General features: G+C 72.6%; 17 protein-coding genes and 1 pseudogene. 10 read left to right on the top strand and 8 right to left on the bottom strand.

Annotated features, from left to right (window positions below; translation table 11 throughout):
- Positions 1–123: 123 nt before the first annotated feature.
- The 4 genes from ACH4T9_RS09465 to ACH4T9_RS09450 all read left to right on the top strand — a co-directional run bounded on the left by ACH4T9_RS09465 (position 124) and on the right by ACH4T9_RS09450 (position 2294).
- Entirely contained in the window at positions 124–294 is a 171-nt protein-coding gene (locus tag ACH4T9_RS09465; protein WP_396670775.1) for a hypothetical protein, read from the top strand.
- Positions 281–1483, top strand: coding sequence for a helix-turn-helix domain-containing protein (locus ACH4T9_RS09460; protein ID WP_396670032.1), 1203 nt, complete (start codon positions 281–283; stop codon positions 1481–1483). Before ACH4T9_RS09465 ends, ACH4T9_RS09460 begins: the two co-directional genes overlap by 14 nt.
- A gap of 4 nt (positions 1484–1487) precedes the next feature.
- A complete protein-coding gene (locus ACH4T9_RS09455) occupies positions 1488–1730 on the top strand; it encodes a hypothetical protein (protein ID WP_396670033.1) in 243 nt (80 codons plus the stop codon).
- Between the two features lie 195 nt (positions 1731–1925).
- Entirely contained in the window at positions 1926–2294 is a 369-nt protein-coding gene (locus ACH4T9_RS09450) for a hypothetical protein (protein ID WP_350884507.1), read from the top strand.
- A gap of 229 nt (positions 2295–2523) precedes the next feature.
- On the opposite strand, the gene ACH4T9_RS09445 is transcribed toward ACH4T9_RS09450, so the two are convergent.
- Complete coding sequence (locus ACH4T9_RS09445; RefSeq protein ID WP_396670034.1) at positions 2524–4281, bottom strand: glycoside hydrolase family 6 protein; 1758 nt, start codon at positions 4279–4281, stop codon at positions 2524–2526.
- A gap of 589 nt (positions 4282–4870) precedes the next feature.
- Between ACH4T9_RS09445 and ACH4T9_RS09440 the strand changes: the two genes are divergently transcribed.
- Positions 4871–6034: a hypothetical protein gene (locus ACH4T9_RS09440; RefSeq protein ID WP_396670035.1), complete on the top strand. Its 1164-nt coding sequence runs from the start codon at positions 4871–4873 to the stop codon at positions 6032–6034.
- 1 nt (position 6035) lies between these two features.
- Positions 6036–6761: a class F sortase gene (locus tag ACH4T9_RS09435; protein ID WP_396670036.1), complete on the top strand. Its 726-nt coding sequence runs from the start codon at positions 6036–6038 to the stop codon at positions 6759–6761.
- A gap of 78 nt (positions 6762–6839) precedes the next feature.
- Here the strand turns inward: ACH4T9_RS09435 and ACH4T9_RS09430 are convergent, their stop codons facing one another.
- Positions 6840–11894: an NAD-glutamate dehydrogenase gene (locus tag ACH4T9_RS09430; RefSeq protein WP_396670037.1), complete on the bottom strand. Its 5055-nt coding sequence runs from the start codon at positions 11892–11894 to the stop codon at positions 6840–6842.
- Between the two features lie 286 nt (positions 11895–12180).
- On the opposite strand from ACH4T9_RS09430, the gene ACH4T9_RS09425 reads away from it, so the two are divergent.
- A complete protein-coding gene (locus tag ACH4T9_RS09425) occupies positions 12181–14154 on the top strand; it encodes a penicillin-binding transpeptidase domain-containing protein (protein WP_396670038.1) in 1974 nt (657 codons plus the stop codon).
- Positions 14155–15268: 1114 nt separating this feature from the next.
- On the opposite strand, the pseudogene ACH4T9_RS09420 reads toward ACH4T9_RS09425, so the two are convergent.
- The 6 genes and pseudogenes from ACH4T9_RS09420 to ACH4T9_RS09395 all read right to left on the bottom strand — a co-directional run.
- Positions 15269–16199: pseudogene (locus tag ACH4T9_RS09420) on the bottom strand (arginase family protein); the annotation flags it as partial.
- A gap of 66 nt (positions 16200–16265) precedes the next feature.
- Complete coding sequence (locus tag ACH4T9_RS09415; protein ID WP_396670039.1) at positions 16266–17189, bottom strand: tetratricopeptide repeat protein; 924 nt, start codon at positions 17187–17189, stop codon at positions 16266–16268.
- Between the two features lie 123 nt (positions 17190–17312).
- Positions 17313–19001, bottom strand: a complete 1689-nt coding sequence (locus tag ACH4T9_RS09410; protein WP_396670040.1) for a methylmalonyl-CoA mutase — start codon at positions 18999–19001, stop codon at positions 17313–17315.
- 96 nt (positions 19002–19097) lie between these two features.
- A complete protein-coding gene (locus ACH4T9_RS09405; protein ID WP_396670041.1) occupies positions 19098–19511 on the bottom strand; it encodes an Asp23/Gls24 family envelope stress response protein in 414 nt (137 codons plus the stop codon).
- Between the two features lie 85 nt (positions 19512–19596).
- Positions 19597–20532, bottom strand: coding sequence for a methylmalonyl Co-A mutase-associated GTPase MeaB (gene meaB, locus ACH4T9_RS09400; RefSeq protein ID WP_396670723.1), 936 nt, complete (start codon positions 20530–20532; stop codon positions 19597–19599).
- 244 nt (positions 20533–20776) lie between these two features.
- Positions 20777–21973: an acetyl-CoA C-acetyltransferase gene (locus tag ACH4T9_RS09395; protein WP_396670042.1), complete on the bottom strand. Its 1197-nt coding sequence runs from the start codon at positions 21971–21973 to the stop codon at positions 20777–20779.
- A gap of 80 nt (positions 21974–22053) precedes the next feature.
- Between ACH4T9_RS09395 and mce the strand changes: the two genes are divergently transcribed.
- From mce to ACH4T9_RS09380, 3 genes are all read left to right on the top strand, one after another.
- Entirely contained in the window at positions 22054–22524 is a 471-nt protein-coding gene (gene mce, locus ACH4T9_RS09390; RefSeq protein WP_396670043.1) for a methylmalonyl-CoA epimerase, read from the top strand.
- A 335-nt stretch (positions 22525–22859) separates the two neighbouring features.
- Positions 22860–24215, top strand: coding sequence for a crotonyl-CoA carboxylase/reductase (gene ccrA, locus ACH4T9_RS09385; RefSeq protein WP_396670044.1), 1356 nt, complete (start codon positions 22860–22862; stop codon positions 24213–24215).
- Between the two features lie 315 nt (positions 24216–24530).
- Positions 24531–25790 (top strand): cell division protein DivIVA, encoded by a 1260-nt coding sequence (locus ACH4T9_RS09380; protein ID WP_396670045.1) that lies wholly within the window; start codon positions 24531–24533, stop codon positions 25788–25790.
- The last annotated feature ends 15 nt before the right edge of the window (positions 25791–25805 follow it).

Genomic DNA, 25805 nt, shown 5'->3' with positions numbered 1-25805 from the left:
TTACGGGCGCGATCGACATTTTGCTGGCAGTACCGGTTCTGCCACGAACCGCGCCCCTCAAACGGCGCGGCGGCGGTCGGTCCTTTCGAGAGCGCCGCCGCCGTGTCTTCCAGGAGAAGGCAGGTGGACGGTATGCAGCACGAGCCGGCACAGAGCCGTGGCGAGCAGGTCGAGCAGGCGGAGCGGGAGGCGGCCAGGCAGCGGATCCTCGCGCAGGCCGAGGCGGATCGGATACCGGTCGAGGAGACGACCCGGGCGGTGCCGGACCGGCGGTGGCGTCGTGGACAACGGTGACCGGCTGCCGGTCGGTCGTCGGGTGGCGTACTGGCGGGCTCGGCGGAAGCTGTCGCAGCAGGTGTTCGCCGACCGGCTCGGCAAATCGAAGAGCTGGGTGGACAAGGTCGAACGCGGCGTCCGCGCCCTCGACAAGGTGTCGACCCTCCAGGCCATCGCCGCCGTCCTACGGATCGACACGGCCGTGCTGCTCGGCCGGGACGTCCGGCCCGCCGACGTGACCCGGTGCGCCGAGGGCGTGGACCGGGTCCGGGCGGCACTGTCGACGTACGACATCGCCCTGGGCCGGCCGGCGGCACGCGGGCCCGGAATGCCGGCCGATCGGCTGGCGGGGGACGTCGCGCATGCGTGGACCGCCTTCCAGCACGCCCGGTATCCACAGGTGATCGCGCTGGTGCCGGCCTTGTTGGCCGAGGCGCAGCGCTGCCACGCCGACGACCCGGGGTCGGGCCGCGCTCTGCTGGTCGAGGTGTACCGGGTGACCGCGTCGCTGCTGGTGAAGCTCGGCGAGGCCGACCTGGCGTGGTTGGCCGCCGACCGGGCGATGGCCACTGCGACCGGCGAGCCGGTGCTGGTGGCCGCTGCCGCCGTGCAACTCGGCCAGGTGCTGCGCGCCTCGGGGCGGGCGCGGGCGGCCATGTCGACGGCGCTGGCCGCCGCGTACCGGATCGCCCCGCCCGACCCGGACGACGCCCGGCCGGCGGAGCTGTCGTTGTGCGGGACGTTGCTCGTCCAGGCCGCCCTGGCGGCTGCCCGCCACGGCGACGACCGCGCCACCGCCGAGCTGATCGGCGAGGCCGCAGGCATGGCGGTGCGGGTCGGGGACGGCCACGACCATCACCGGACCGGGTTCGGGCCGACAGCGGTCGACCTGGCCCGGGTCGTCGCGGCCCTCGAACTCGGCGACGCGAGCGAGGCGGTCGCCTGGCACGAGAAGACCACCAAGCGGGACGCCTGGCGGTGGCTGCCCGCCGAACACCGTGCCGCGCACCTGGTCGACGCCGCCCGCGCCTACCTCCGGGCCGACGACCCGGCCAACGCCGGCCGCGTCCTGATCGCCGCCGAACGCACCGCGCCGGCCGAGCTACGGCACCGACCGGCCGCGCGGGACGTGGTCGCCCGGGTGGCGCGCGACCCGCACGCCCCGGCCACGATCATTGCGCTCGCCGTCGCCCTCCGGGTGACCTGAGAGGATGACCGCGCCGTTCCTGTCCCTGGCGCAGATCCGCCAACGGTTGACCCTCACCGCCCGAGCGATCCTCCGCGCCCACCGGCCCGACCCCGACGGCCGCTGCCCGCTCTGCCGGACCCCGGGCTGTCCGGTGGCGACCGCCGCCCGCAACGTCCTGGGCGCAGCCGAAGACATACAGCGGCGGCGAGACACGGCAACCCCGCCGGCCCCACCCGCCCCGGAGGACCCTCCGCAGGCCGGATGATCTCGGACGACACCCGATCCGATCCACTCGCCCGCCGTGCCGACCGAGCCGACCGAGCCGACCCGGGACCATGGCCGGGGATGACGGGCCCCTCCCCCACGCGTCGGGCCCCCGGTCCGCGCCGTCGGCATGTCCGGGGCGCTGCGGGGTACGCCGGGGGGATCAGGCAACACCTGGGGACAGGAGGGCGGCAGGATGACGAAGCGCGACCGGAACGCCGGGCGACCGCTGGAGGAGAGCCCCGAGGTGGCCGCGGCGGTGGACGACGAGAGCACAGTGCGGCAGTTGGCGACCGGCGGCGGGGCCGACCGGGACACTCCGTCCTTCGGCGGGCCGGGGGACGTCCCGGAGGGCGCCGGCTCGACCGAGGACCTGCTCGGCGACCCGCACGGCGCGGGCACGGGGGCCGGCGGGGACAACATCCGCACCGGCGCGGAGCAGCAGTGGGAACCGGAGGACCTGGTGCGGGCCCGGGGCCAGGACCTGACGCCGAAGAACGTCGAGCGGGCCCGCCGCGACCTGGCCGAGCAGGGCCAGGCTGCGGTGGAGAAGACCGTTCCCTGAGCCTGCGTGACCGGACGACCGCCGGCTGGCACAGGGTTGCCGTGATCGTCTGCTGTGTACCGGCACCCGCACCGGCGTGTCGTGCCGGTCAGGCGCAGACGATCACGGGAGCCGGTACGGGCGGGGGCCCCTGGCCCGACCGGTGAACGGTCGGACCAGGGGCCGGGGAACCTGCCGCTGAGAGTGCCTCACTCCTCGCCAGCGGCGGGCAGGCGTGCCTGGTGGAGCGTCAGAGCGCCGGGTAGGCGTTCTGCATGAGCTGGGCGAACTGCGCCGAGAACCAAGCGCCCGAGATCGGGGCGTCCGGCAGGGCGCCGCTCATGCTGTTGCCGTTGCGGGCGTTACCGGTGTAGGTCGGGTCGCACATCCGGTCGAAGCCCTTGCCCTCGTTGTTCGGGATCGCCTTGCTGGAGCCGTCCGACTCACCCGGGGGCTTCACCCAGACGTAGGCGTCGATGCCGGACTCCGGAGCGGCCTTGGGACGCTCGCCGAGGCCCGCGCCGGACTGGTTGCACCAGTTGCCGGCGTGGATCCGCCGGTCGACCCGGCCACCGTTGACGTAGGTGTCGACGCTGGTCAGGGCACCCGGGCCGGTCGGCCGGGCGGTGCCGCCCCAGCCGTTGCGGGAGGTGTCGATCAGCATGCCGATGTTGCTGTTGAAGCCGACCGAGACCAGCTTGGTGCGGAACGCCTGGGCGAACGAGAGCTCGTCGGTGTAGAAGTTCCAGTCGATCCACTTCGACTGTCGGACAGACGTGCCGTTCACGTTGTCGGTGATCTTGACGTACGGCTCACGCAGCGCCGAGTAGTTGGCCGTGTTGACGATGAAGCCGTGCACGTTGTTCACGGTGCTGCCCGAGGCGACGGCGGCGGCCTTGAGCTGGTCGGCGGTCGGGCCGAAGTTGCTGTCCCAGCCGATCCAGCCGTGGTGCGCGGCGTCGATGTAGTTGTAGACGTTGCCGAGCGCGCCCAGCTTCGCCAGGGCGTACCCGACGCCGTTGACGTAGGCGCCGTTGGCCTTGACGGTGTCGCACATCGCGGTGCCGCCCGGGTTGCCGGAGGTGTTGGTCACCAGGTTCGGCAGCGAGTCGATCTCGATGATGTTGATGATCCGCAGGCTGGCGTACTTCGCGTCGCCCTGGATCGCGGCGATCGGGTCGATGTACTCGGCCTTGTACCGGGGCAGGTCGTTCGGGCCCAGCTCACCGTTGGAGGCGAGCGCGGCGCAGTCCCGGCCGGGCAGGTTGTAGACCACGAACTGGATGTACTTGGCACCCTGCCTCAGCGCCTCGTCCAGGTGGGCACGAACGCCCATCGCACCGTTGGAGGTGCTGTCCGGCGTGCCGTTGATCGCGGCGATCCGGTCGATCCAGACGGCGGTCGGGTTGTTCGACACCCGGTTACCGCCGGCCACCGACTCGGCCTTGGCCTTCCACTCCGGGTTCACGTACCCCTTGGCGTTCAGGTAGGGGTTGTCCACCTTCTCCCCCGGCGGAGGCGTCGTCGGCGGGGGCGTGGTCGGGGGCGGCGTGGTCGGGGGCGGCGTGGTGGGGGGAGTGCTGCCGTTGCAGACCACGCCGTTCAGGGTGAACGAGGTGGGCTTCGGGTTGCTGCCGCTCCACGCGCCGTTGAAACCGATGCTCACGCTGCCGCCACTGGCGATCGAACCGTTGTACGACTCGTTCGCGGCGGTCACGTTCTGCCCGGCCTGGCTCCACTTGGCCGACCAGCCCTGCTGCACCCGCTGGCTGCTGTTCGGGAAGGTGAACCCGAGGTTCCAGGAGCTGACCGCGTCACCCAGGTTCTTGATGGTGACGCTGGCGGTGAATCCGCCGGCCCAGTCGTTGGTGGTGTAGTCGACGCTGCACTGGGTCGCGGCCTGGGCCGCGGTGACCGGGAGGGTCACCAGGCCGGCGGCGACCAGGACACCCGCACCGGACAGTGCGAGCGCCCGGCGGTGGCCGGACAGTCTCTTCCTCATACTCATGGCACAGATCTCCTTGGGCGTGACCGGACTCGCGGCCCGGCGGAACGGCGCCCGACGTCCTGCACGGACGATCGGCGGCGCCACGGGGGGAATTTTCGGGGGTGCCCGACCCGGACGGGCGGTTTTTGGTGGTGGTGCGCGACCGGCACGAGAAACGGCCGGTCGGGCGGCGGACGGCGTCCGGTGGGACCGGTGCCCTCGACGTCTGCCTTGTGCGGTGTGGCTCCCCGTACCGCGTGAGGGAAATTCTTACATGGGAGCGCTTCCATGGCAATGGTTCGATGCTTGTTCGACGGGCCCAACAGGACGCCCGGAGCAGCGCGGCGTGATGACACCGCTGGAGACAGCCCGGGGCGAGGCACCCCCGTCCCCCGAAAGAGTGCGTCCCGCCCAGCGGGGCCGTAACTCTTCCCCGGGTCGGCAACGCCCGACGCGAGCCGACGAAGTGCGCTTGTCGGACCTTCCACCCGAATGCCAGGAAACTGCAAAAGATGAATCTTTCCTCTTATAGCTCGCGAACCGGTCTAACGTCTTGAGTAGCTCGGCTGACGTCGGGCTCAGGACGAACAGGGATGGAGTGACGCAGGTCATGGCAAACAAGATGCTCGGGAAGGTCGTTGCGGGTGCCGCCCTCGGGGGGGCCTCCCTGCTGGTGTTCACGCCAGGGATCGCGTTCGCGGATGGCCACGACGGCGAGTCCCGCGACGGCAAGGTCTACGCCAAGCCGCACGTCGTCAAGGCGGGCGACAAGGTCGAGCTCCTGGAGATCTGCTCGGAGCCGCAGAGGAACGCCTTCGTCTGGTCCAAGGTCACCGGCAAGGTCAAGCTGCACGCGGCCGAGGACGACCGCGGCCAGCACGGCGAGGACGGGGGCAAGCCGGGCGAGGACCACGGCAAGGACGACGGCAAGGACAACGGGGAACACGGCAAGCCCGGCGACGAGCAGGGCAAGGACGACGGCAAGGACAACGGGGACCACGGCAAGGACAACGGCAAGCCGGGCGGGGAGCAGGGCAAGCCCGGCGACGAGCAGGGCGGGGAGCACGGCAAGCCCGGCGGGGAGCAGGGCAAGGACGACGGCAAGCCCGGCGGGGAGTCGGGTGGCAAGGGCGGCGGCACCGCCGACCCGTACGGCGAGCAGGACTGGGGCGGCTACGAGCAGGGCCAGAAGGCCGAGAAGGACCACGGCAAGGAGTCCGGGAAGAACCGGTCCGACGAGGGCTCCGGCTGGGGCCGGGATGAGGAGTCGGGCCATGGCAAGGACTCCAGCTACGGCAAGGACTCGGGCCGCGGCAACGACTCCGAGCACGGCAAGGACTCGGGCCGCGACAACGACTCCGAGCACGGCAAGGACTACGGCCGCGGCAACGACTCCGAGCACGGCAAGGACTCGGGCCGCGACAACGACTCCGAGCACGGCAAGGACTACGGCCGCGGCGAGGACTCGGAGCACGGCAAGGACTCCGGGCGCGGCGAGGACGAGCGGTCCTGGGAGCACAAGAAGGACTTCGTCTACTTCGGCGAGGCCGAGGTTTCCGAGGACGCCGAGCCGGGCCGCTACAAGCTGCACGGCTCCTGCGGCGAGGGGGAGCTGGTCGTGCTCCCGCGTGGCCACGTCGACGGCGGTGACGGCGGCGCGACCACCGGCACCGACCGCGGGATGGCCACCACCGGGGCGGGCATGCTGGGCGCCGCGGCGCTCGGCGGCATCGTCCTGATGCGGCGGCGTCGGGTCAATGGGTCCCTCATCTGACGTGACGGCGACACCGGCCGGCGGCGGCCACGGGAGACCGTGGCGTGCCGCCGGCGCGGCCGTCGTCGTCACGCTCGCGATGGTCGGCGCCGGCCTGGTGGGCGCCTCGCTGCGCAGCACGCCCGAGCCCGCGCCCCGCCCACCTCAGCCGCTGTCCCAGGCCGGCGCGGACGGCCGCGCCACCGCCGGCCCCGGCGGGAACGGCGTCGACCAGCCCACCGATCCCGACACCGGGTCGGCCGGCGAGGGACAGCCGGCGGCCGGGCTGGGCCGGGCCACGCCGACCACCATCGCCATCCCCCGGATCGGGGTCGACGCCCCGATCATGGCGCTGGGCACCAACCCCGACGGCACCGTCCAGGTCCCGTCGCTGGAGCAGGCCCTGAGCGCGGGCTGGTACTCCCCGGGGCCGAGCCCCGGCGAGATCGGCAACGCGGTGGTCGTCGGGCACGTCGACTCGGCGAAGGTCGGCGGTCCCGCCGTCTTCTTCTCACTCGGCGCGCTCCAGCCGGGCGACGCCATCACGGTGTCGCGGGACGACGGCAGCCAGGCCGCCTTCACCGTCGACGAGGTGAAGTCGTACCCGAAGAATGCCTTTCCCACCGAGCTGGTGTACGGCCCGAACGACCGGGCCGGCCTGCGGGTCGTCACCTGCGGCGGGCAGTTCGACAAGAACGCGGGCAGCTACCTGGACAACGTCATCGTCTTCGCGACGATGACCGGCTGAGAAGTGGGGACGGGCGGCCCTCGGGACGCGCCACGGCCGGTCGGGGACACCGACCGGCCGCGGCGCGCTCCGGGCGACTCAGGCCGCCGAGGTCCGCACCAGGGTACGGATCTGACGCAGCAGCACCGACAGGGCGGCGAGGTCCGCCCGGGACTCGTCGAACTCCCCCATCGCCCGCTGGGCACGGTGGATCGAGGTGGCGTTCGACTGCTCCCACTGCAACACCCGCTCCAGCGGCGGCAGGTCGTTCGGGGTGGAGCCGAGGACCTCCGCGGTGAGCGCGGCCAGCGCGGCGTACAGGTCGTAGCGCAGCGCCATCCGGGCCAGCGTCTGCCAGCGGTCCTCCCGTGGCAGCAGAGAGATCTTCGACAGCAGGGAGTCGACCCGGAACCGGTCGGACAGGACGAAGTAGACCGAGGCCACCTCGCCGACGTCCGGACCGGTGCTCGCCGAGGTCTCCACCACGTCGAGCAGCCCGAAGCTGTACATCAGCCGGGTCGCCTGCTCGGCCAGGCCGCGCGGCAGCCCTCGGGAGGTCATCTCGTCGATGTGCGCGGCGATGGCCTCCCGCTCGCTGCCGTAGAAGAGGTTCTCCAGGCCGGGCAGCAGCCGGGCCACCCCGTCGCGCAGCCGGGCGGTCTCGGCCGGCACGTCGATCGGCGAGCGCCGGTTGGTGACCAGCCAACGCACCGCCCGATCGAGCAGCCGCCGGGTGTCCAGGTAGACGGCGGTCTGCAACTCGGGGTCGACCTTGTTGTCGAGCGCCTCGACCGCGTCCCACAGCTCGCGCAGCCCGAACACCTCGCGGACCACCACGTACGCCCGGATGACGTCCGCCGCGGACGCCGCGGTCTCCTCGACCACCCGGAACACGAACGAGATGCCGCCCCGGTTGATCGCCTCGTTCACCAGCACGGTGGTCACGATGTCCCGGCGCAGCCGGTGCTGGCCCATCCGGTCGGCGAACCGCTCCCGCATCGGGGTCGGGAAGTAGTTGACCAGCACCTCGGTCGTCCACTCCTCGTCGGCGAGGCCCTCGGCGAGGATCTCCCGTTCCAGCACGATCTTCACGTACGCCAGCAGCACCGCGAACTCCGGCGCGGTCAGCCCGGACTCGGTGCGCACCGCCAGCTCGTCGTCCGACGGCAGCCCCTCCAGCGCCCGGTCCAGCGCCCCCGAGCGCTCCAGCTCGCCGATCATCCGGCGGTGCACCGGCAGCAGCGAGGCGGCCTGGGCCTGCGAGTTGTTGATCGCCCGGGCCTGGTCGTAGTTGTCCCGCAGCACCAGCTCGCCGACCTCTTCGGTCATCCCGGCCAGCAGCTCGTCGCGCTCGGGCCGGGTCAGCGCCTCGTCCGCGACCGCCGTGTTGAGCAGGATCTTGATGTTCACCTCGTGGTCGGAGCAGTCCACCCCGGCCGCGTTGTCGATGAAGTCGGTGTAGATCCGCCCGCCCGCGCGGGCGTACTCGATCCGCCCGAGCTGGGTGCAACCGAGGTTGCCGCCCTCGCCGACCACCCGGCAACGCAGCGCCTTGCCGTCCACCCGGATCGCATCGTTGGACTTGTCGCCCACCTCCGCGTTGGTCTGGCTGGACGCCTTGATGTACGTGCCGATGCCGCCGTTCCAGAACAGGTCCACCGGCGCGGTGAGGATCGCCTTCATCAGCTCCTGCGGGGAGAGCTGGCTGACGTCGTCGTCCAGCCCGAGGACCGCCCGGACCTGCGGCGAGATCGGCACCGACTTCGACGCGCGCGGGTACACCCCGCCCCCTTCGGAGATCAGCGACCGGTCGTAGTCCTCCCAGGACGACCGGGACAGGTCGAACAGCCGCTTGCGCTCGGCGTACGAGGCGGCGGCGTCCGGGTCCGGGTCGAGGAAGAGGTGCCGGTGGTCGAACGCGGCCACCAGCCGGATGTGCTCGGACAGCAGCATCCCGTTGCCGAACACGTCGCCGGACATGTCGCCGACGCCGACCACGGTGAAGTCCTGGGTCTGGGTGTCATGCCCCAGCTCCCGGAAGTGCCGCTTCACCGACTCCCAGGCACCCCGGGCGGTGATGCCCATCTTCTTGTGGTCGTACCCGGCCGAGCCGCCGGAGGCGAACGCGTCGCCGAGCCAGAAGTTGTGCGCCGCCGAGATCTCGTTGGCGATGTCGGAGAACGTGGCGGTGCCCTTGTCCGCCGCCACCACCAGGTACGGGTCGTCGCCGTCGTGGCGGACCACGTCGTCGGGCGGCACGATCTCACCGGCGGCGATGTTGTCGGTGATGTCGAGCATCGCGCCGACGAACTCCTGGTAGCAGGCGACCGCCTCGTCCCGGTCCCCCGGCTTCTGCTTGAGCACGAAGCCGCCCTTGGCGCCCACCGGCACGATCACGGCGTTCTTCACCATCTGCGCCTTGACCAGGCCGAGCACCTCGGTCCGGAAGTCCTCCCGCCGGTCGGACCAGCGCAGCCCGCCCCGGGCCACCGGCCCGTACCGCAGGTGTACGCCCTCGAACCGGGGCGAGTAGACGAAGATCTCGAACTTCGGCCGCGGGGCCGGCAGGTCCGGGATGGCCTGCGGGTCCAGCTTGAAGGCCACGTACGCCTTCGGCCGCCCGCCGACCGGCTTCTGGTAGAAGCTGGTGCGCAGGGTGGCCTGGATCAGCGTCAGGTACGACCGCAGGATCCGGTCCTGGTCGAGGCTGACCACGTCGTCCAGCGCGGCGCCGATCTCCGTCACCAGCTCGCCGCTGCGCTCGCGGCGCTGCTCGGCGGTCGGCTCCCCGGGCGCGAAGCGGGTCTCGAAGAGATCCACGAGCAGCGCGGTGATCCGCGGGTACGCGATGAAGGTCTGCTCCATGTACTCCTGGGAGAAGACCGTCCCGGTCTGTCGTAGGTACTTCGCGTACGCCCGCAGCACCACCACCTGCCGCCAGGTGAGCCCGCCGCGCAGCACCAGCTCGTTGAAGCCGTCGACCTCGGCCTCGCCCCGCCACGCCGCCGCGAAGGCGTTCTCCACGTGCGGGCGCACCTCGGCCAGTTCCTGGTGGCCCTCGGGCAGTTGCAGCCCGAAGTCGTACAGGTAGACCCGGCCGTCGATCCGGTCCACCTCGTACGGATGCTCGTCGACCACCCGGACGCCGAGGGAGTGCAGCACCGGCAGCACCGCGGAGAGCATCATCGGCTCGCCGTACCGGTAGACCTTGAACCGGACGTCCATCTTCTCGTCGGCGTCCGCCGGGCGGCCGGCGCCGTTCACGCGCGGCGAGAGCTGCTTGCGGAACAGGTGCATCTCAAGCTGGCCGGGCTCCTCCAGCAGCTCCAGCTTCGCCAGGTCCTTCATCGCCTCGTACGGCGTGTGCCCGTCCTTGTAGCCCTCCGGGAAGGCGTCGGCGTACCGGCTGAACAGGTGCTTGGCCTGCTCGTCGCCGAGCTTGCGCTCCAGCACGAGGCGGTAGTCGTCGTCCCACAGCCGGGTGGCGTCGGCCAACTCCTCGGCGAGCAGGTCCGCGTCGATGTCCCCCGGTGGCCGGGTCGGATCGGTGCGGACGATGAAGTGCACCCGGGCCAGCATCGACTCGGTGACCCGGGTGGTGTAGTCCACCCCGACGCCGTTCAGCTCGCGCAGCAGGATGTCCTGCATGCGCAGCCGGTTCTGCGTGGTGAACCGGTCCCGGGGCAGGTAGATCAGGCAGGAGATGAACCGCCCGTACGCGTCCCGCCGCAGGAAGACCCGCAGCTGCCGGCGGCCGGCCATCCGCAGCACGCCGATCACCGCGTGGTACAGATCCTCGGTCTTGATCTGGAACAACTCGTCACGCGGGTACGTCTCCAGGATCTGGAGCAGGTCCTTGCCCGAGTGGCTGCGTCGGCTCAGGCCGGAGCGGTCCAGCACCTCGGCCACCTTGCGGCGGACCACCGGCAGCTCCCGGACGCTGGTCCGGTACGCCGCCGTGGAGAACAGCCCGAGGAAGCGCCGCTCGCCGATCACCTGACCGGCCTCGTCGAAGATCTTGAAGCCGATGTAGTCCAGGTACGCCGAGCGGTGCACGGTGGCCCGGGAGTTCGCCTTGGTGATGATCAGCAGGCGCTTCTCCAGCGCCCTCTCGTGCGCCTCGGACGTCATCGAGGACAGCGCCCGCACCTCCGGGGAGTCCGAGCGCAGGATGCCCAGGCCGGTGCCGAGCACCGCCTCCACCGCCGAGCCCTCACCACCGGGGGCGTCCACCAGCCGGTACTCCCGGTAGCCGAGGAAGGTGAAGTGGTCGTGGGCCAGCCAGCGCAGCAGCTCCACCGAGTCGGTGATGTCCTTCTCCGGCACCGGCGGGCGGTTGTCGGCGGTACGGGCGGCGGCCAGCTCGTCGGCCAGGGCCAGGGCGCGCTGGCGCATCTTCGGCCAGTCCTCGACCGCCTCCCGCACGTCGGTCAGCACCCGTTGCAGCTCGCGGCGCAGCTTCTCCCGCTCGCCGGCGTCGCGGACCGGGTCGATCTCGATCCGCATCCAGCTCTCGACCAGGTCCCCGTCGATCGCGTCGTCGGGCTCCACGTCCGCGGAGACCTCGGTCAACCGGCCCAGCGGCTCCCGGCGCACCACCACCAGCGGGTGCACCAGCAGATGCACGTCGAGGTGGTGGGCGTTGAGCAGGGCGGTCACCGAGTCGACCAGGAACGGCATGTCGTCGGTGACGATCTCGATCACCGTGTGGTGCTGGTCGGCGTCCGGTTCGTGGATGCGCAGCTTCAGCTCGCCCGGCACCCGCTGCTGCGCCAGGTCCCAGTGCGCCCGGGCGGCGTCGAGCATCTCCTCGGCCGTGAACCCGATCAGTTCCTCGTCCGGGGCGAACCGCCAGAAGCGCCCGACCAGTGTCGCCGCGTCGTGGTCGTCGCCGGCGAGCGCGACCGCCTGGGCGACCAGGCGCTCCACGTTCGGCACCGGCTCGTCGAGCTCGGCGTCCTCCACGTCGTCGGCCAGCGCATCCACCGGCAGCCCGAGGTCATAAATGGTGTCGATGCTCGAACCGGTCATCCCGGTCACTCCCGTGTCGAGCCGGCCGAAGCCGTCCCCGTCGGTCGCCGAATCGAAGTCGTCCCGGCCGCTGTCATCCTGCCGGAGGTCGGGTCCCGGTTTGATCGCCGGACGCCGGTCCATCGGTGCCACTCCCCTCGACCCACCGCATTGTGGGTCACTCTGCCGCCCAGCCTAGGCCCTGCCGCTCCGTGCCTTCGTCGGCGGACCACCGGCCGGACGTCCGGTTCGGGACTCTGTCCTTTCACCCGTTGCAGATATGCGGTCAGCCGGCTGGGGAGTACCCCGGTCGGGATGTTCATCACACCTTCGCGGGCCCTCTTTGCGCACGTGGCGGGCCGGGCGGGGCAGTGTGCCAGGCAGGGCCGTACTACCGTGGCGGAAGCCCGAGATTCGGAAGGACGGCTCCATGCGTCTGTCGTACCCCCTTGGCGGGCCCCGCCGATCGCGCTCCCGCCGGCTGGTCGCGGCGCTCGCGGCCACCACGCTGGCCGCCGCCGTGCTGACCGGCTGCTCAGCCGAGGACGGTCCGGAACGCGCCGTGGACGCCTTCCTGTCCGGTTGGGGCAAGGGCGACCTCCAGGCGGTCGGCTTCGTCGACCCGACCGGGAGGAAGGTGCCCGCCGCCGACGTGACGCGGGAGATCCGGGAGCTGTCCGGAGAGCTGGCGGCCACCCCACCGGCGCTGCGCCGCACCGGGGACCCGAAGATCGACGCGAACATCGCGACCGCCGGCATCCGGGTGAACTGGACCCTGCCCCCGGCCGGCACCCGCTGGGGGTACGACCGGCAGGTACGGCTCACCCGGGGCGGCGACGACCAGTGGCAGGTGATCTGGGAGCCGCAGGTGGTGCACGAGCAGCTCACCACGGGCGACCGGCTCGCGGTGCGCCGGGACGTCGCGCCCCGGTCCGGGGTGCTCGACAGTGCGGGCACGCCGGTCGTGGCACCCCGCCCGGTGGTCCGGGTCGGGCTGCAACCGAGCGAGGTCACCGACGTGAAGGCGGTGTCCCGGAAGCTCGACGCCGCGTTCCGGGCGATCCGGCCGGCGCTCAACCCGCCGGTCGACCTCGCCGACCTGCCCAAACGCCTCGCCGAGGCCGACCCGGGCGCGTTCGTCGAGGTCGTGACGCTACGCGACGAGGCGTACCGGCAGATCCGCTCGCGGGTCTACGACCTGCCCGGCACCAAGTTCCGGGCCGAGAAGCTCGACCTCGCCCCCACCCGCGAGTTCGCCCGGGCGTTGCTCGGCTCCGTCGACCAGGCCCAGGCCGACGACCTCGCCGCCCACCCCGACCGGTACCGGCGGGGCGACCTGGTCGGCCACGGCGGCCTCCAGGGCCGGTACGACGAACGGCTGCGCGGCGTGCCCGGGCTCACCGTGGTCAGCGAGCGGACGGAGCCGGACGGCACCGTCGTGCCGACCGGCACGACGCTGTTCCGCGAGGAGCCGAAGGCCGGGCAGGCGGTGAAGACCACCCTCGACGTGGCCACCCAGAACGCCGCCGACACCGCGCTGCGCGGGGAGAAGCGCCGCGCCGCCCTGGTGGCGGTACGGATCAGCGACGGCGCGGTGCTGGCCGCCGCGAACGGGCCGGGGGCCGCCGGGGAGAACCTGGCCTTCACCGCCCAGGTGCCGCCCGGCTCGACGTTCAAGATGGTCAGCGCCCTCGGCCTGCTGGACCGGGGTGCGGTCACTTTGGACGGCCCGGTCGCCTGCCCGAAGGCGTTCACCGTGGACGGCCGGTCGTTCAAGAACTCCGACAACTTCGCCCTCGGCTCGGTGCCGTTCCGCACCGACTTCGCGAAGTCCTGCAACACCGCTTTCGCCGCGCTCGCCCCGAAGCTGGGCGCGGACGGCCTCGCCCAGACCGGGCGGGCGCTCGGCCTGGAGGCCGGGTGGGACCTGGGCGTCGACGCGTTCACCGGCAAGGTCTCCGCGAACGGCTCCCCGGCCGAACAGGCCGCCGCCTCGTTCGGGCAGGGCACCACCGTGGTCAGCCCGCTGGCCATGGCCGCCGCCACCGCCGCCGTCGCCCGGGGCCGCTGGGAGCAGCCAAAACTGGTCCTCGACCCGGCCCCGGCCAAGGCCGTGCCCGCCGGGCCGGAGCTGAAGCCGGAGTCGGTGCAGCCGCTGCGGACCATGATGCGCGAGGTCGTCACCGCCGGCACCGCCGGCGCGCTCAAGGACGTCCCCGGCGGCCCGGTGCACGGCAAGACCGGCACCGCCGAGTACGACGACAACCCCGCGCACACCCACGCCTGGTTCGTCGGCTGGCAGGGCGACGTGGCGTTCGCGGTCTTCGTGGAGCGGGGCGGGTCCAGCACGGCCAGCGCGGTGCCGATCAGCGAACGCTTCCTGCGCGCCCTCGCCGCCTCCTGACCGCCGACCCGCCTTACCGCCTTACCGCCTGTCCGCCTGACCACGCCCCACCAGCTCCACCGCCCCCACCGGGCACCGGGCCACCGGGCACCCGGCCACCCGGCCACCGGCCCGTGGGGACGGTGCTCGCCGACCGGGCTTACGCCGGGCCGTTCCCGGCACGGGCCTGCGCCGGGGCGCCTTTGAGCTGCAAGGTCGCCCTCGACATGCTGCGGGGTCTCGGCGTTGCCGGCACGGGCCTGTGGCGGAGCGCCTTTGGAGCTGCCCGCACAGACGGGGCACCTGTCGCCCTGAACACCTCTACGGGCGCTCGCTCATCACCCGCCCTTGCGGCCCCCGGACGACACCACCCCCAGCTCTGCGGGCAGGCGACTCCGGCGTCCAGGTGGGCGCACAGACGGGGCAGCTCCAAAGGGCACTATGCGGATGCCGCCAGCCGCCTCACGACCCGGCGGCCGGCGACCCGGCAACCGGCGACCCGGCCACGCCCCGAGGTAACGCCTCGACGGACCGGTGGGTCAGCACCGAACAGATCAGCAGGCGGCAACGGACGGACCGCAGCAGACGCGGCAAGCCGACGCGGCAGACCGACCGCAGCAGACCGAACGCGGCGGACGGGCTGCGGCGGAACGAACGCGGCGGACGGGCTGCGGCGGACCGACGTGTCAGGCGATCCCAGCTGCGGAATGCGACGTGTCGTCGCCCGTGCCGGGGCGGTCAGCGCCCGGAGACGGTGCGGGAACACGGCGCAACAGGCCCGGGCCGGCCGAGGCGGGGGGCCCGACGGGTTCCAGGACCGGGCCCGGGCCACCCTCGGTTGGGCCGCCCAGATCCGCCGGCCTGTCCGGCTCCTCCGGCTCCTCCGGCCCGCTCGCGGCGCCGTCGACGTCGCCGGGGAGGGCGGGGGCGGTCGGGAGGGCGGGGGCGGCGGGCAGGACGGGGGCAGCGGGGAGGACGGAGACGGCGGGGGCGGTGGGAAGGGCGGCATCGGCGGGGGACGCGGCGTCGACCGGATCCCCCGCCGCGCCCCGGTGCGGCGCATCAGCCGGGAAGGCCGCGGAGAAGGCTGGGCGACCGGCCGAGGGAGGGCGCCGGCCGGGGGCCGCCGGGAGCAGCCGGGGTGACACCGCGCTCGGGGCGGTGACCGGGGCCAGCCCGGCCACCACCGTGTTGACGATCTCGGCGGCGTACGACCCGTCCTGGTCGTAGTCGGGGTCGAAGACGGTCAGCTCGACGCCGAGGCAGTGCGGGGTGTCCACCAGGCCGGCGAGCAGGATCTCCAGCTCGGCGAAGGCGATCCCGCCCGCGTCCGGGGCGTCCACCGCCGGCATCACCGCCGGGTCGAGCACGTCCACGTCGACGTGCACCCAGTACCCGGCGCAGTCGGCCAGTTCCTCGTGCGCCCACTGAGCGGTGCGGGCCGCACCCTCGGCGCGCAGCGCCGGCACCGGCCGGGTGGTGATCCCGGCGGCCTGGAGGTCGAGGCGGTACTCGTCCTGCGCCCGGATGCCGAGCACCACCACGTCGATGTCCCGGAAGTACGGCCGGCGCCCCTCGATGGCCGCCAGGTCGGCCTGCCCGCGCCCGGTGACCAGGGCCAGGTCCTCCCCCGCCGCGGCCCCGACGTAGGAGGCGTTGCCGGGGTGCCGGAAGTCGGAGTGGCCGTCGACGAAGACGAGCCCGATCCGGCCGCCGACCGCCTCGCCGAGCCGGTGCATGGCCAGCGCCGAGCCGAGCAGGATCGAGCAGTCCCCGCCGAGCACGAGCGGGAACTCCCCCCGGTCGATGATCGAGCCGATCCGGTCGGCCAGCGCGGCCGAGTACGCGGCGATCTCCGGGGCGTGGCAGACGCCGTCGCCGGGACGCCAGTCGCCCGGGTCGTACCGGGGCGGGGTGAGGCAGCCGGCGTCGCGGGCCCGCAGCCGGGCCAGCAGGCCCTGGTCGCGCAGCGCGCCGGGGGCCTTGCCGCAGCCGGGGACGGCGGTGGGGGTGGGTGGGCGCAGCCCGAGGTTGGACGGCGCATCGAGGACGGCGATTCGGCGCATATGGGCTCCCGTCCTCGTGGGTCGGGCGGGCCGGCGAACGCCGGCCCGCGCTGGCGTACGGCGAACTCAGAACAGGGCGCTGGCCAGGGACCGGCGGGCGGAGGCGACGGCGGGATCGTCCGGGCCGGCTACGGTGAACAGGCCGACCAGGTGCTGGCGTACCTTCTCCCGGTCCTCGCCGGCGCTGCGACGGACCAGGCCGACCAGGCGCTGGTACGCCTGGTCCGCCATGCCGCTGAGCACCTCGACGTCGGCGGCGAGGAGCTGGGCCTCGACGTCGTCGGGGTCTGCCTGGGCGGCGGCGAGCGCCGCGCCCGGGTCCGCCCCGGCGACCCGGCGGGCCAGCCCGACCTGGGCCAGGCCGGCCTCGGCCGCGGCGTCCCCCGGCGACTCGGCGAGGATCTTCCGGTACGCCTGCTCGGCGGCGTCCAGGTCGCCGCCCATCAGGGCGTCGTCGGCCTCGTCGAGGCGCGGGTCCTCCGGCTCGGCGACGGTGGCCCCGCCGGCCTTGAGCACCGCGCCGATCCACTGGCGCAGCTGTGCCTCGGGGACCACCCCGGAGAACGCGTCGACCGGCCGCCCGCCGACGACCGCGTAGACGGTGGGGATCCCCTGGACCTGGAACATCTGGGCGATGCGGGGATTGTCCTGGACGTCGACCCGGGCCAGCACCCACGCGCCGCCGCCCTCGGCCGCCAGCCGCTCCAGCAATGGCGCGAACTGGTCGCTCTCCGGGTAACCGGCCGCGCCGAAGAAGACCACGACGGGCAGTTCCACGGAACGTTCGAGCACCTCGGACTGGAGGGTGGCCTCTGTCACGTCGATCACGGCGGCCCCGCCGCCGGTGGCGACGCCACCCGGCAGACCGGAGGGCGGGCCGGCCTGGGCCGGTGTGCTGGAACGGGTGGGGGCCGGTGCGGTGCCGCGCAGTGCGCTGAGGTCGACCGCGCCGCGGGTGAAGATCGACGAGGTGATCCGTGGGTCGCTCATGGTTACCTAGTCTCGCACGACCGCCGCCCAACTCCGATCAACCGCGACGGCGACAAATGTGACTCTCGCGGCTGGTCACCGGCCGTGTCGCCGCACCCCGTCGGAGGGTGCGGCGACAGCCGGTCAGAAGCGTGCCGGTTCGCGGTAGACGCCCCATTCGGCGCGCAGCGCGTCGCAGATCTCGCCGAGGGTGGCCTCGGCGCGGACGGCGTCGAGCATCGCCGGGATCATGTTCTCCCCGGTGCGGCTCACCTCGACCATCCGGGTCACCGCAGCGGAGACCGCCGCGTCGTCCCGGGCGGTCTTGCGCTCGGCCAGCATCCGGCGCTGCTCCACCTCCACCTCGTGCGAGATGCGCAGGATCTCCAGGTCCTTGGCGACCGTGCCGGTGTGGCAGTTGACCCCCACGATCCGCTTGTCGCCCTTCTCCAACGCCTGCTGGTAGACGAAGGCCGACTCGGCGATGTGGCCGGTGAACCAGCCGTCCTCGATGCCCCGCAGGATGCCGGAGGTCATCGGGCCGATCTGGTGCGGCCCCTCGCCGCCGAGCTGACGGATCCGGGCGAAGATCTCCTCCGCCTCGGCCTCGATCCGGTCGGTGAGCGCCTCGACGTACCAGGAGCCGCCGAGCGGGTCGGCCACGTTGGTCACCCCGATCTCCTCCATCAGCACCTGCTGGGTACGCAGGGCGATCTCGGCGGACTCGTCGGTCGGCAGGGCCAGGGTCTCGTCGAGGGCGTTGGTGTGCAGCGAGTTCGTCCCGCCGAGCACCGCGGCGAGCGCCTCCACGGCGGTGCGGACGACGTTGTTGACCGGCTGCTGGGCGGTCAGCGACACCCCGGCGGTCTGGGTGTGGAACCGCAGCCACAGCGCCTTCTCACTGGTCGCGCCGTACACGTCGCGCAGCCAGCGGGCCCAGATCCGGCGGGCGGCGCGGAACTTGGCGATCTCCTCGAAGAAGTCGACGTGCGAGTCGAAGAAGAAGCTCAGCCCGGGGGCGAAGACGTTGACGTCCAGCCCGCGCGACAGCCCCAGCTCGACGTAGCCGAACCCGTCGGCGAGGGTGTACGCCAACTCCTGCGCTGCGGTCGAGCCGGCCTCGCGGATGTGGTACCCGGAGACCGACAGCGGCTTGTACCGGGGGATCTCGCGGGCGCAGTACTCCATCAGGTCGCCGATCAGGCGCAGGTGCGGCTCCGGGTCGAACAGCCACTCCTTCTGCGCGATGTACTCCTTGAAGATGTCCGTCTGCAGCGTGCCGTCCAGGGCGGACACGTCGGCGCCCTGCCGCTCGGCGGCCACCAGGTACATGCAGAACACCGGCACCGCCGGGCCCGAGATGGTCATCGACGTGGTGACCCCGGCCAGGTCGATGCCGTCGAAGAGCGTCTCCATGTCGGCGGCGGTGTCGATGGCCACCCCGCAGTGCCCGACCTCGCCGAGCGCCTGCGGGTCGTCGGAGTCGCGGCCCATCAGCGTCGGCATGTCGAACGCGACGGACAGGCCGCCGCCGCCCGCGCCGAGGATCATCTTGTAGCGCTCGTTGGTCTGCCGGGCGTTGCCGAAGCCGGCGAACTGCCGGATCGTCCAGGTGCGCCCCCGGTAACCGGTCGGGTACAACCCCCGGGTGTACGGGAACTCGCCCGGCCAGCCGATCCGCTCGAAGCCCGGGTACGTGACACCCTCCGGCGGGCCGTAGACCGGGTCGACGGTCATCCCGGAGAGCGTGGTGAAGTCGGCGTCCCGCTTGCGTGCGGCGTCGTAGCGGGCCTGCCAGCGTGCCCGTCCGGCAGCGATCTCGTCGGCGTCCATGCGCGGGGCTCCTCCTCGGGTCCTCGTCAGAAGACCGAGTGTAGAACCCGTGCCTGAACGATCGCTAAGGAAGTTGGTACCGGCCGGTAACCCGGATCAGGCCGGGGGGCCGGCCAGCTCGCCCATCGCCACGTCGTCGACCCGGATGTTGATCTCGTCGACCCGCAGCCCGTACGCCTCGACGGCCTGGGTGACCGCCGCCCGCACCCCGTCGGTCACCTGCGGAACCGGCCGGCCGGCGTCGATCACGATGACCAGGTTGACCACCGCCGCGCCGTTCGTGACGTGTGCCGAGCAGCCGCGCCGGGCGTCGCCCACCTGGTCCAGCCCGACCTTGTCGAGCACCGCATTGAAGAACCGGGCCACGTCGCCGCCCAGCTCCGACACCCCGGGAACCGACCGCGCGGCGGCGACCGCGATCTTCTCCACCACCTCGTCGGAGACCTGGGTGGTGCCGCCCGCCACCGCGTCCGGCGTCACCGACAGCTCCTGCGTCGCCTCGTCGCCCATGCTCTCCCCCAGTACGCTCGCACCGCTCCACGGTGCCGTGGAGCGGTGCGAGCGTACTAGTTCGTGGGGGTCCGCAGTGGACATCTCAGGTGCGGAGCTGGGCCAGCAGTTCGTCGGCCGCGGCGTACGGGTCGAGGGACCCCTCGGCCACCTTCGCGGCGAGCGTCGGCAGCTCCGTACCGTCGCGCAGCGAGCCGATCCGGGCGCGCAGCACGCCCAGCGCGATCGCCTCGATCTCGGCGGCGGCCCGCGTCTCCCGGCGGCGGCGCAGCTCGTCGTGCTTGTCCAGCCAGTCGCGGTGCTTGTCGATCGCGGCGGCGATGTCGTCGATCCCCTCGCCGCGCGAGGCGATCGCCCGGACCACCTGCGGCCGCCACTCGCCGGGCCCCCGCTCGCCCAGGGCGATCATGCCCTGGATGTCGCGGACGGTGGCGTCGACCCCGTCCCGGTCGGCCTTGTTGACCACGAAGACGTCGGCGATCTCCAGGATGCCGGCCTTGACCGCCTGGATGGCGTCGCCCATGCCGGGGGCGAGCAGCACCAGCGTGGTGTCGGCCAGCGAGGCGACCTCCACCTCGGCCTGCCCGACGCCGACGGTCTCCACCAGCACCACGTCGCAGCCGGCGCCCTCGAGCACCCGGACCGCCTGCGGGGTGGCCGCCGACAGCCCCCCGAGGTGACCCCGGCTGGACATCGACCGGATGTAGACGCCCGGGTCGGTGGCGTGGTCCTGCATCCGCACCCGGTCGCCGAGGATCGCCCCGCCGGTGAACGGGCTGGACGGATCGATGGCGAGCACCCCGACCCGGTGCCCGCGCGCCCGCAGCGCGCGGACCAGCTCGTTGGTGGTGGTCGACTTGCCCACCCCGGGGGACCCCGTCAGCCCGACCACCTGGGCCTGACCGGCGTACGGGGCGAGAGCCGCCGCCACCTGGGGCAGCGCCTCGTCGCCGGACTCGACCAGGGTGATCAGCCGGGCCACCGCCCGGGGGTCACCGGCGCGGGCCCGTTCCACCAGCATCGGCACGTCCCGGCTGCGGCGCACCGACGGCACACCGGCGGCCGGCGCCTGCCCGGCCGCTCCGCTCACCGTGCCGCCTTCGTTCGCGACTGCGGGGCTCGCCCACCCCGCTCACTCCTCGCGCTCACCCGTGCCGCCTTCGTTCGCGACTGCGGGGCTCGCCCACCCCGCCCACTCCTCGCGCTCACCCGTGCCGCCTTCGTTCGCGACTGCGGGGCTCGCCCACCCCGCTCACTCCTCGCGCTCACCCTGCCTCGCTGGGGCTGGGGACGTGGATGATCAACGCGTCGCCCTGGCCGCCGCCGCCGCACAGCGCCGCCGCGCCGGTGCCGCCGCCACGCCGCTTCAGCTCCAGGGCGAGGCTGAGCACCAGCCGGGCGCCGGACATGCCGATCGGGTGGCCGAGCGCGATGGCGCCGCCGTTGACGTTCACCTTGTCCGGGCTGATCCCCAGGTCGCGGGCGGACTGGACGCCGACGGCGGCGAACGCCTCGTTGATCTCGACGAGGTCGAGGTCGGAGATGCCCAGGCCGCCCTTCTTCAGGGCGTGGCTGATCGCGTTGGACGGCTGCGAGTGCAGCGAGTTGTCCGGGCCGGCGACGTTGCCGTGCGCGCCGATCTCGGCCAGCCAGGTCAGCCCGAGCTCCTTGGCCTTGGCCTTGCTCATCACCACCACGGCTGCGGCCCCGTCGGAGATCGGCGAGGAGCTGCCGGCGGTGATCGTGCCGTCCTTGGCGAACGCGGGACGCAGCTTGGCCAGCGACTCGACGGTGGTGTTCGGCCGGATGCCCTCGTCCTCGCCGATCACCAGCGGGTCGCCCTTGCGCTGCGGGATGATCACGGGGGTGATCTCCTCGGCGAAGTGGCCGTTCTTCTGCGCGGCGGCGGCCCGCTGGTGGCTGGCCGCGGCGAACGCGTCCTGCTCCTCGCGGGTGATGCCGTGCTTCGCGCCGTGCCGTTCGGTGGACTCACCCATCGAGCAGCAGTCCCAGGCGTCGGTGAGCCCGTCGAGCGCCATGTGGTCCTTGATCGTCACGTCGCCGTACTTGTAGCCGGCGCGCTGGCCGAGCATCAGGTGCGGGGCGTTGGTCATCGACTCCATGCCGCCGGCCACCACGATGTCGAACTCGCCGGCCCGGATGAGCTGGTCGGCCAGGGCGATCGCGTCCAGGCCGGAGAGGCAGACCTTGTTGATGTTCAGTGCCGGCACCGACATCGGGATGCCCGCCTCGACGGCGGCCTGCCGGGCCGGGATCTGGCCCGCGCCGGCCTGGAGCACCTGGCCCATGATCACGTACTGCACCTGCTCGGGGGCGACCCCGGCGCGCTCCAGCGCGGCCTTGATCGCGACACCGCCGAGCTTCGTCGCCGGGAGGTCCTTGAGGTTGCCGAGCAGGCGACCCATCGGGGTCCGCGCGCCGCTGACGATCACCGAAGCCACTTGCCTGCCTCCGAGGGGGATGCCGAGCCGTACACCTTAACGATTGTTTGGTTACCCGGGTGTTCGGTCAGACTAGCGCCATGGTTGAGAACTCCCCCGCCGAGCCCACTGCCGACTTTGTCACAGACATCGGCCTGCGCCGCATCGACCACGTCGGGATCGCCGTCGCCGACCTGGACGCCGCGATCGACTTCTACCAGCGGACCTTCGGGATGCGCTGCGTACACACCGAGACCAACACCGAGCAGGGCGTCCGCGAGGCGATGCTGGCCGTCGGCCCGAGCGCCGAGGGCGGCTGCGTGCAGCTGCTCGCCCCACTGACCCCGGAGTCGACCATCGCGAAGTTCCTCGGCCGCAACGGCCCGGGGGTGCAGCAGGTGGCGTACACCGTGGTCGACATCGACGTGGCCTGCGCGGCGCTGCGGGAACGTGGGATGCGACTGCTCTTCGAGACCCCCCGCCGGGGCACCGCCGGCTCCCGGATCAACTTCGTGCACCCCAAGGACGCCGGGGGCGTCCTCGTCGAGCTGGTCGAGCCCGCCGAGCACTGATCTGATCGCCGGCCGGGGGCGCGGCAGGGGCCCTGCCCACCCCCGCCGACCCCTCCGGCACCGGGCGCACCCTCGCCCGGTGAGCGCGACGATGCGCGGTTGAGCAGCCCAGCGGACAGCTCCACACATCGGCCGATGCAGTTTTTCACAGACCCTTCCCGCCCTAACTACCGTTCAGTAACGTCCTGCTCCGACAGGAGCGGCCGTTGCCGGAGTCGGATGCCGACATCGCGGTCGGCACGCACCGGTGCCGATGGCAGCACCCGGGCCGAAGCGACGGCCACCAAGCGGATCCGCCGGGCCCCGACGCGGGTGCGGACGAACGGGAGGTCACCGTGCAGGACATCCTCGAAGCGATCATGGCGGTGGAGGGCTCCGACGAATCCGGGCGACAGCTCGCCGGCCTCGCCGGCCTTCCCGTGCCGAAGAGCTACCGGGGCGTGGTGGTGCGCGCCGACCAGGCCCGGATGTTCGAGGGGCTGGCCACCCAGGACAAGGACCCGCGCAAGTCCCTGCACGTCCAGGAGGTGCCGACCCCCGAGCTGGCACCCGGCGAGGCACTGGTCGCGGTGATGGCCAGCGCGATCAACTACAACACCGTCTGGACCAGCATCTTCGAGCCGCTGCCCACCTTCAAGTTCCTCGAGCGGTACGGCCGGATCTCCGCGCTGACCGCCCGGCACGACCTGCCGTACCACGTGGTGGGGTCGGACGCGGCGGGCGTGGTGCTGCGCACCGGGCCCGGCGTGACGAAGTGGGCCGCCGGCGACGAGGTGGTGGCGCACTGCCTGTCGGTGGAGCTGGAGGACGCCGCCGGACACGACGACACCATGCTCGACCCGCAGCAGCGGATCTGGGGCTTCGAGACCAACTTCGGCGGCCTGGCCGAGCTGGCCGTGGTCAAGGCCAACCAGCTCATGCCCAAGCCCCGCCACCTGACCTGGGAGGAGGCGGCCAGCCCGGGGCTGGTCAACTCCACCGCGTACCGGCAGCTCGTCTCGCACCACGGGGCGAACATGAAGCAGGGCGACGTCGTGCTGATCTGGGGCGCCTCCGGCGGCCTCGGCGGGTACGCCACCCAGATGGCGCTCAACGGCGGCGCGATCCCGATCTGCGTGGTGTCCTCCCCGGACAAGGCCGAGCTGTGCCGGCGGATGGGCGCCGAGTTGGTGATCGACCGGGCGGCGGAGGGGTTCCGGTTCTGGTCCGACGAGCACACCCAGAACCCGGACGAGTGGCGGCGCCTCGGCGAACGGATCCGGGGGCTGACCGGCGGCGAGGACCCGGACATCGTCTTCGAGCACCCGGGCCGGGAGACCTTCGGCGCGAGCGTCTACGTCGCCAAGCGCGGCGGCACCGTCGTCACCTGCGCCTCGACCAGCGGCTACCAGCACCAGTTCGACAACCGCTACCTCTGGATGCACCTGAAGCGGATCGTCGGCAGCCACTTCGCCAACTACCACGAGGCCTGGCAGGCCAACCGGCTCGTGGCGCTCGGCCAGATCCATCCGACGGTGTCGAGGACGTACCCGCTGGAGCAGGCCGGCCGGGCCGCGTACGAGGTGCACCGCAACCAGCACCAGGGCAAGGTGGGGGTGCGCTGCCTCGCCCCGACCGACGGTCTCGGCGTGCGGGACCCGGAGCTGCGCTCCCGGCACGAGGACGCGATCAACCGGTTCCGCGGTCGCTGAGCCGTCCGGACGCCGCACGGCACCCGGGCCGTCCGGGGGATGCCCGGCCGGCCATTGCGGTGGCCGCGCATTGCCTTTCGACAAGGGTCATCGGCCCTCCTTTCGCGTGATAACGCCACGAGTCGACAAAGGGTCGCGGAGTGTTCGCGCGACCCTTTGCCCGCCCGGCCGGCCGGCCGGCCGACCCGGCCGGGAGCTGCCAAGATCGCCGTCGACACGGGCCGGGTGACAGCGGCGAGTTGACCATGTAAAGAGGACACGAAAGCCCCGCACCGCTCTTGCGAAACACCCCGGGGCGTCTGCGAGTATGTCCCAATGCCCCAGCAGCAGTCCTCCCCTCTTGCGTTCTTCGATAACGCGAACTCGCAGCCAGATTTCACCGTTGGCCTGCGCGGATACAACGTTGGGCAGGTCGATGACTTCATCGGTCGACTCACCGCCGCGCTGACCCAGTCCGAGCAGGCCCGCGCCGAGGCCGAGCAGCGGATGAACGACGCCCAGCGTCGGCTCCGCCAGGCCGAGCAGCGTCAGAGCGCGCTGGAGCAGAAGCTCACCGAGACCAACAAGCAGCTCGAGGAGAACAGCCGGCCGACCCTCTCCGGCCTGGGCACCCGCGTCGAGCAGATCCTGCGGCTGGCCGAGGAACAGGCCAACGACCACCGCAACGAGGCCAAGCGCGAGTCCGAGGGGATTCTCTCCGCGGCCCGCCTGGAGGCCCGCGAGATCACCGACAAGGCTCGCGCCGAGGCTGCCGCGATGAAGGCCACCGCCGAGCGCGAGGCCGGCAGCGCCCGCACCGCCGCCGAGCGGGAGGCCGCCGAGGTCCGCGTGCAGGCCCGCCGGGAGGCGGACACCCTGCGCGCCGACGCCGAGCGGGAGACCAAGCAGCTGCGCACCGTCACCGCGCACGAGGTCGCCGAGCTGAAGTCGACCGTCGAGCGGGAGGTCGCCACCCTGCGCGCCACCGCCGAGCGGGAGATCACCCAGCAGCGGGCGAAGGCGGCGCGGGAGGCCGAGGAGAAGCGCGCCGAGGCGACCAAGCTGCTCACCGACGCCCGCGACAAGCGCGACAAGGACCTGCAGGCCCTGGAGCTCCAGCTCGCCGAGCGGCGCGAGAAGTCCGAGCGCGAGGAGTCCGAGCGGCACGCCGCCCAGGTCACGCAGACCCAGAAGCTGGTCGGCGAGGCCGAGCAGCGGGCCCGGGCCGCCCAGGAGCGGGCCAAGGAGATCGAGCAGCGCGCCGAGGCCCGCCGGGTCGAGTCCGAGCGCACCGCCAACGAGACGGTCGAGAAGGCCAAGTCGCTCTCGGAGAAGACCCTCAACGAGGCGAAGTCCGAGGCGAAGCGGCTGCTCACCGAGGCCCGCACCGAGGCCGACCTGACCACCCAGGCCGCCCGCCGCGAGGTCGATGACCTCACCCGCCAGAAGGACGCCGTCACCTCGCAGCTCGGGCAGATGCTCTCCGGCCTCGCCGGCATCGTGCCGGGCATTCCGTCGGCGCCGGCGCAGGCCAAGCCGGCGGCGGCCAAGGTGGACGCCAAGGACGAGCGGGTGACTGCGGAGCCCGCCGGCTGACCGACCGTACGGCCG

Origin of the sequence: Micromonospora sp. NPDC020750, assembly GCF_044334565.1 — a bacterium.
In the GTDB taxonomy this organism is placed as follows: domain Bacteria; phylum Actinomycetota; class Actinomycetes; order Mycobacteriales; family Micromonosporaceae; genus Micromonospora.
The sequence above is the reverse complement of the archived record's forward strand: the minus strand, read 5'-3'. Positions and strand labels throughout refer to the sequence as shown.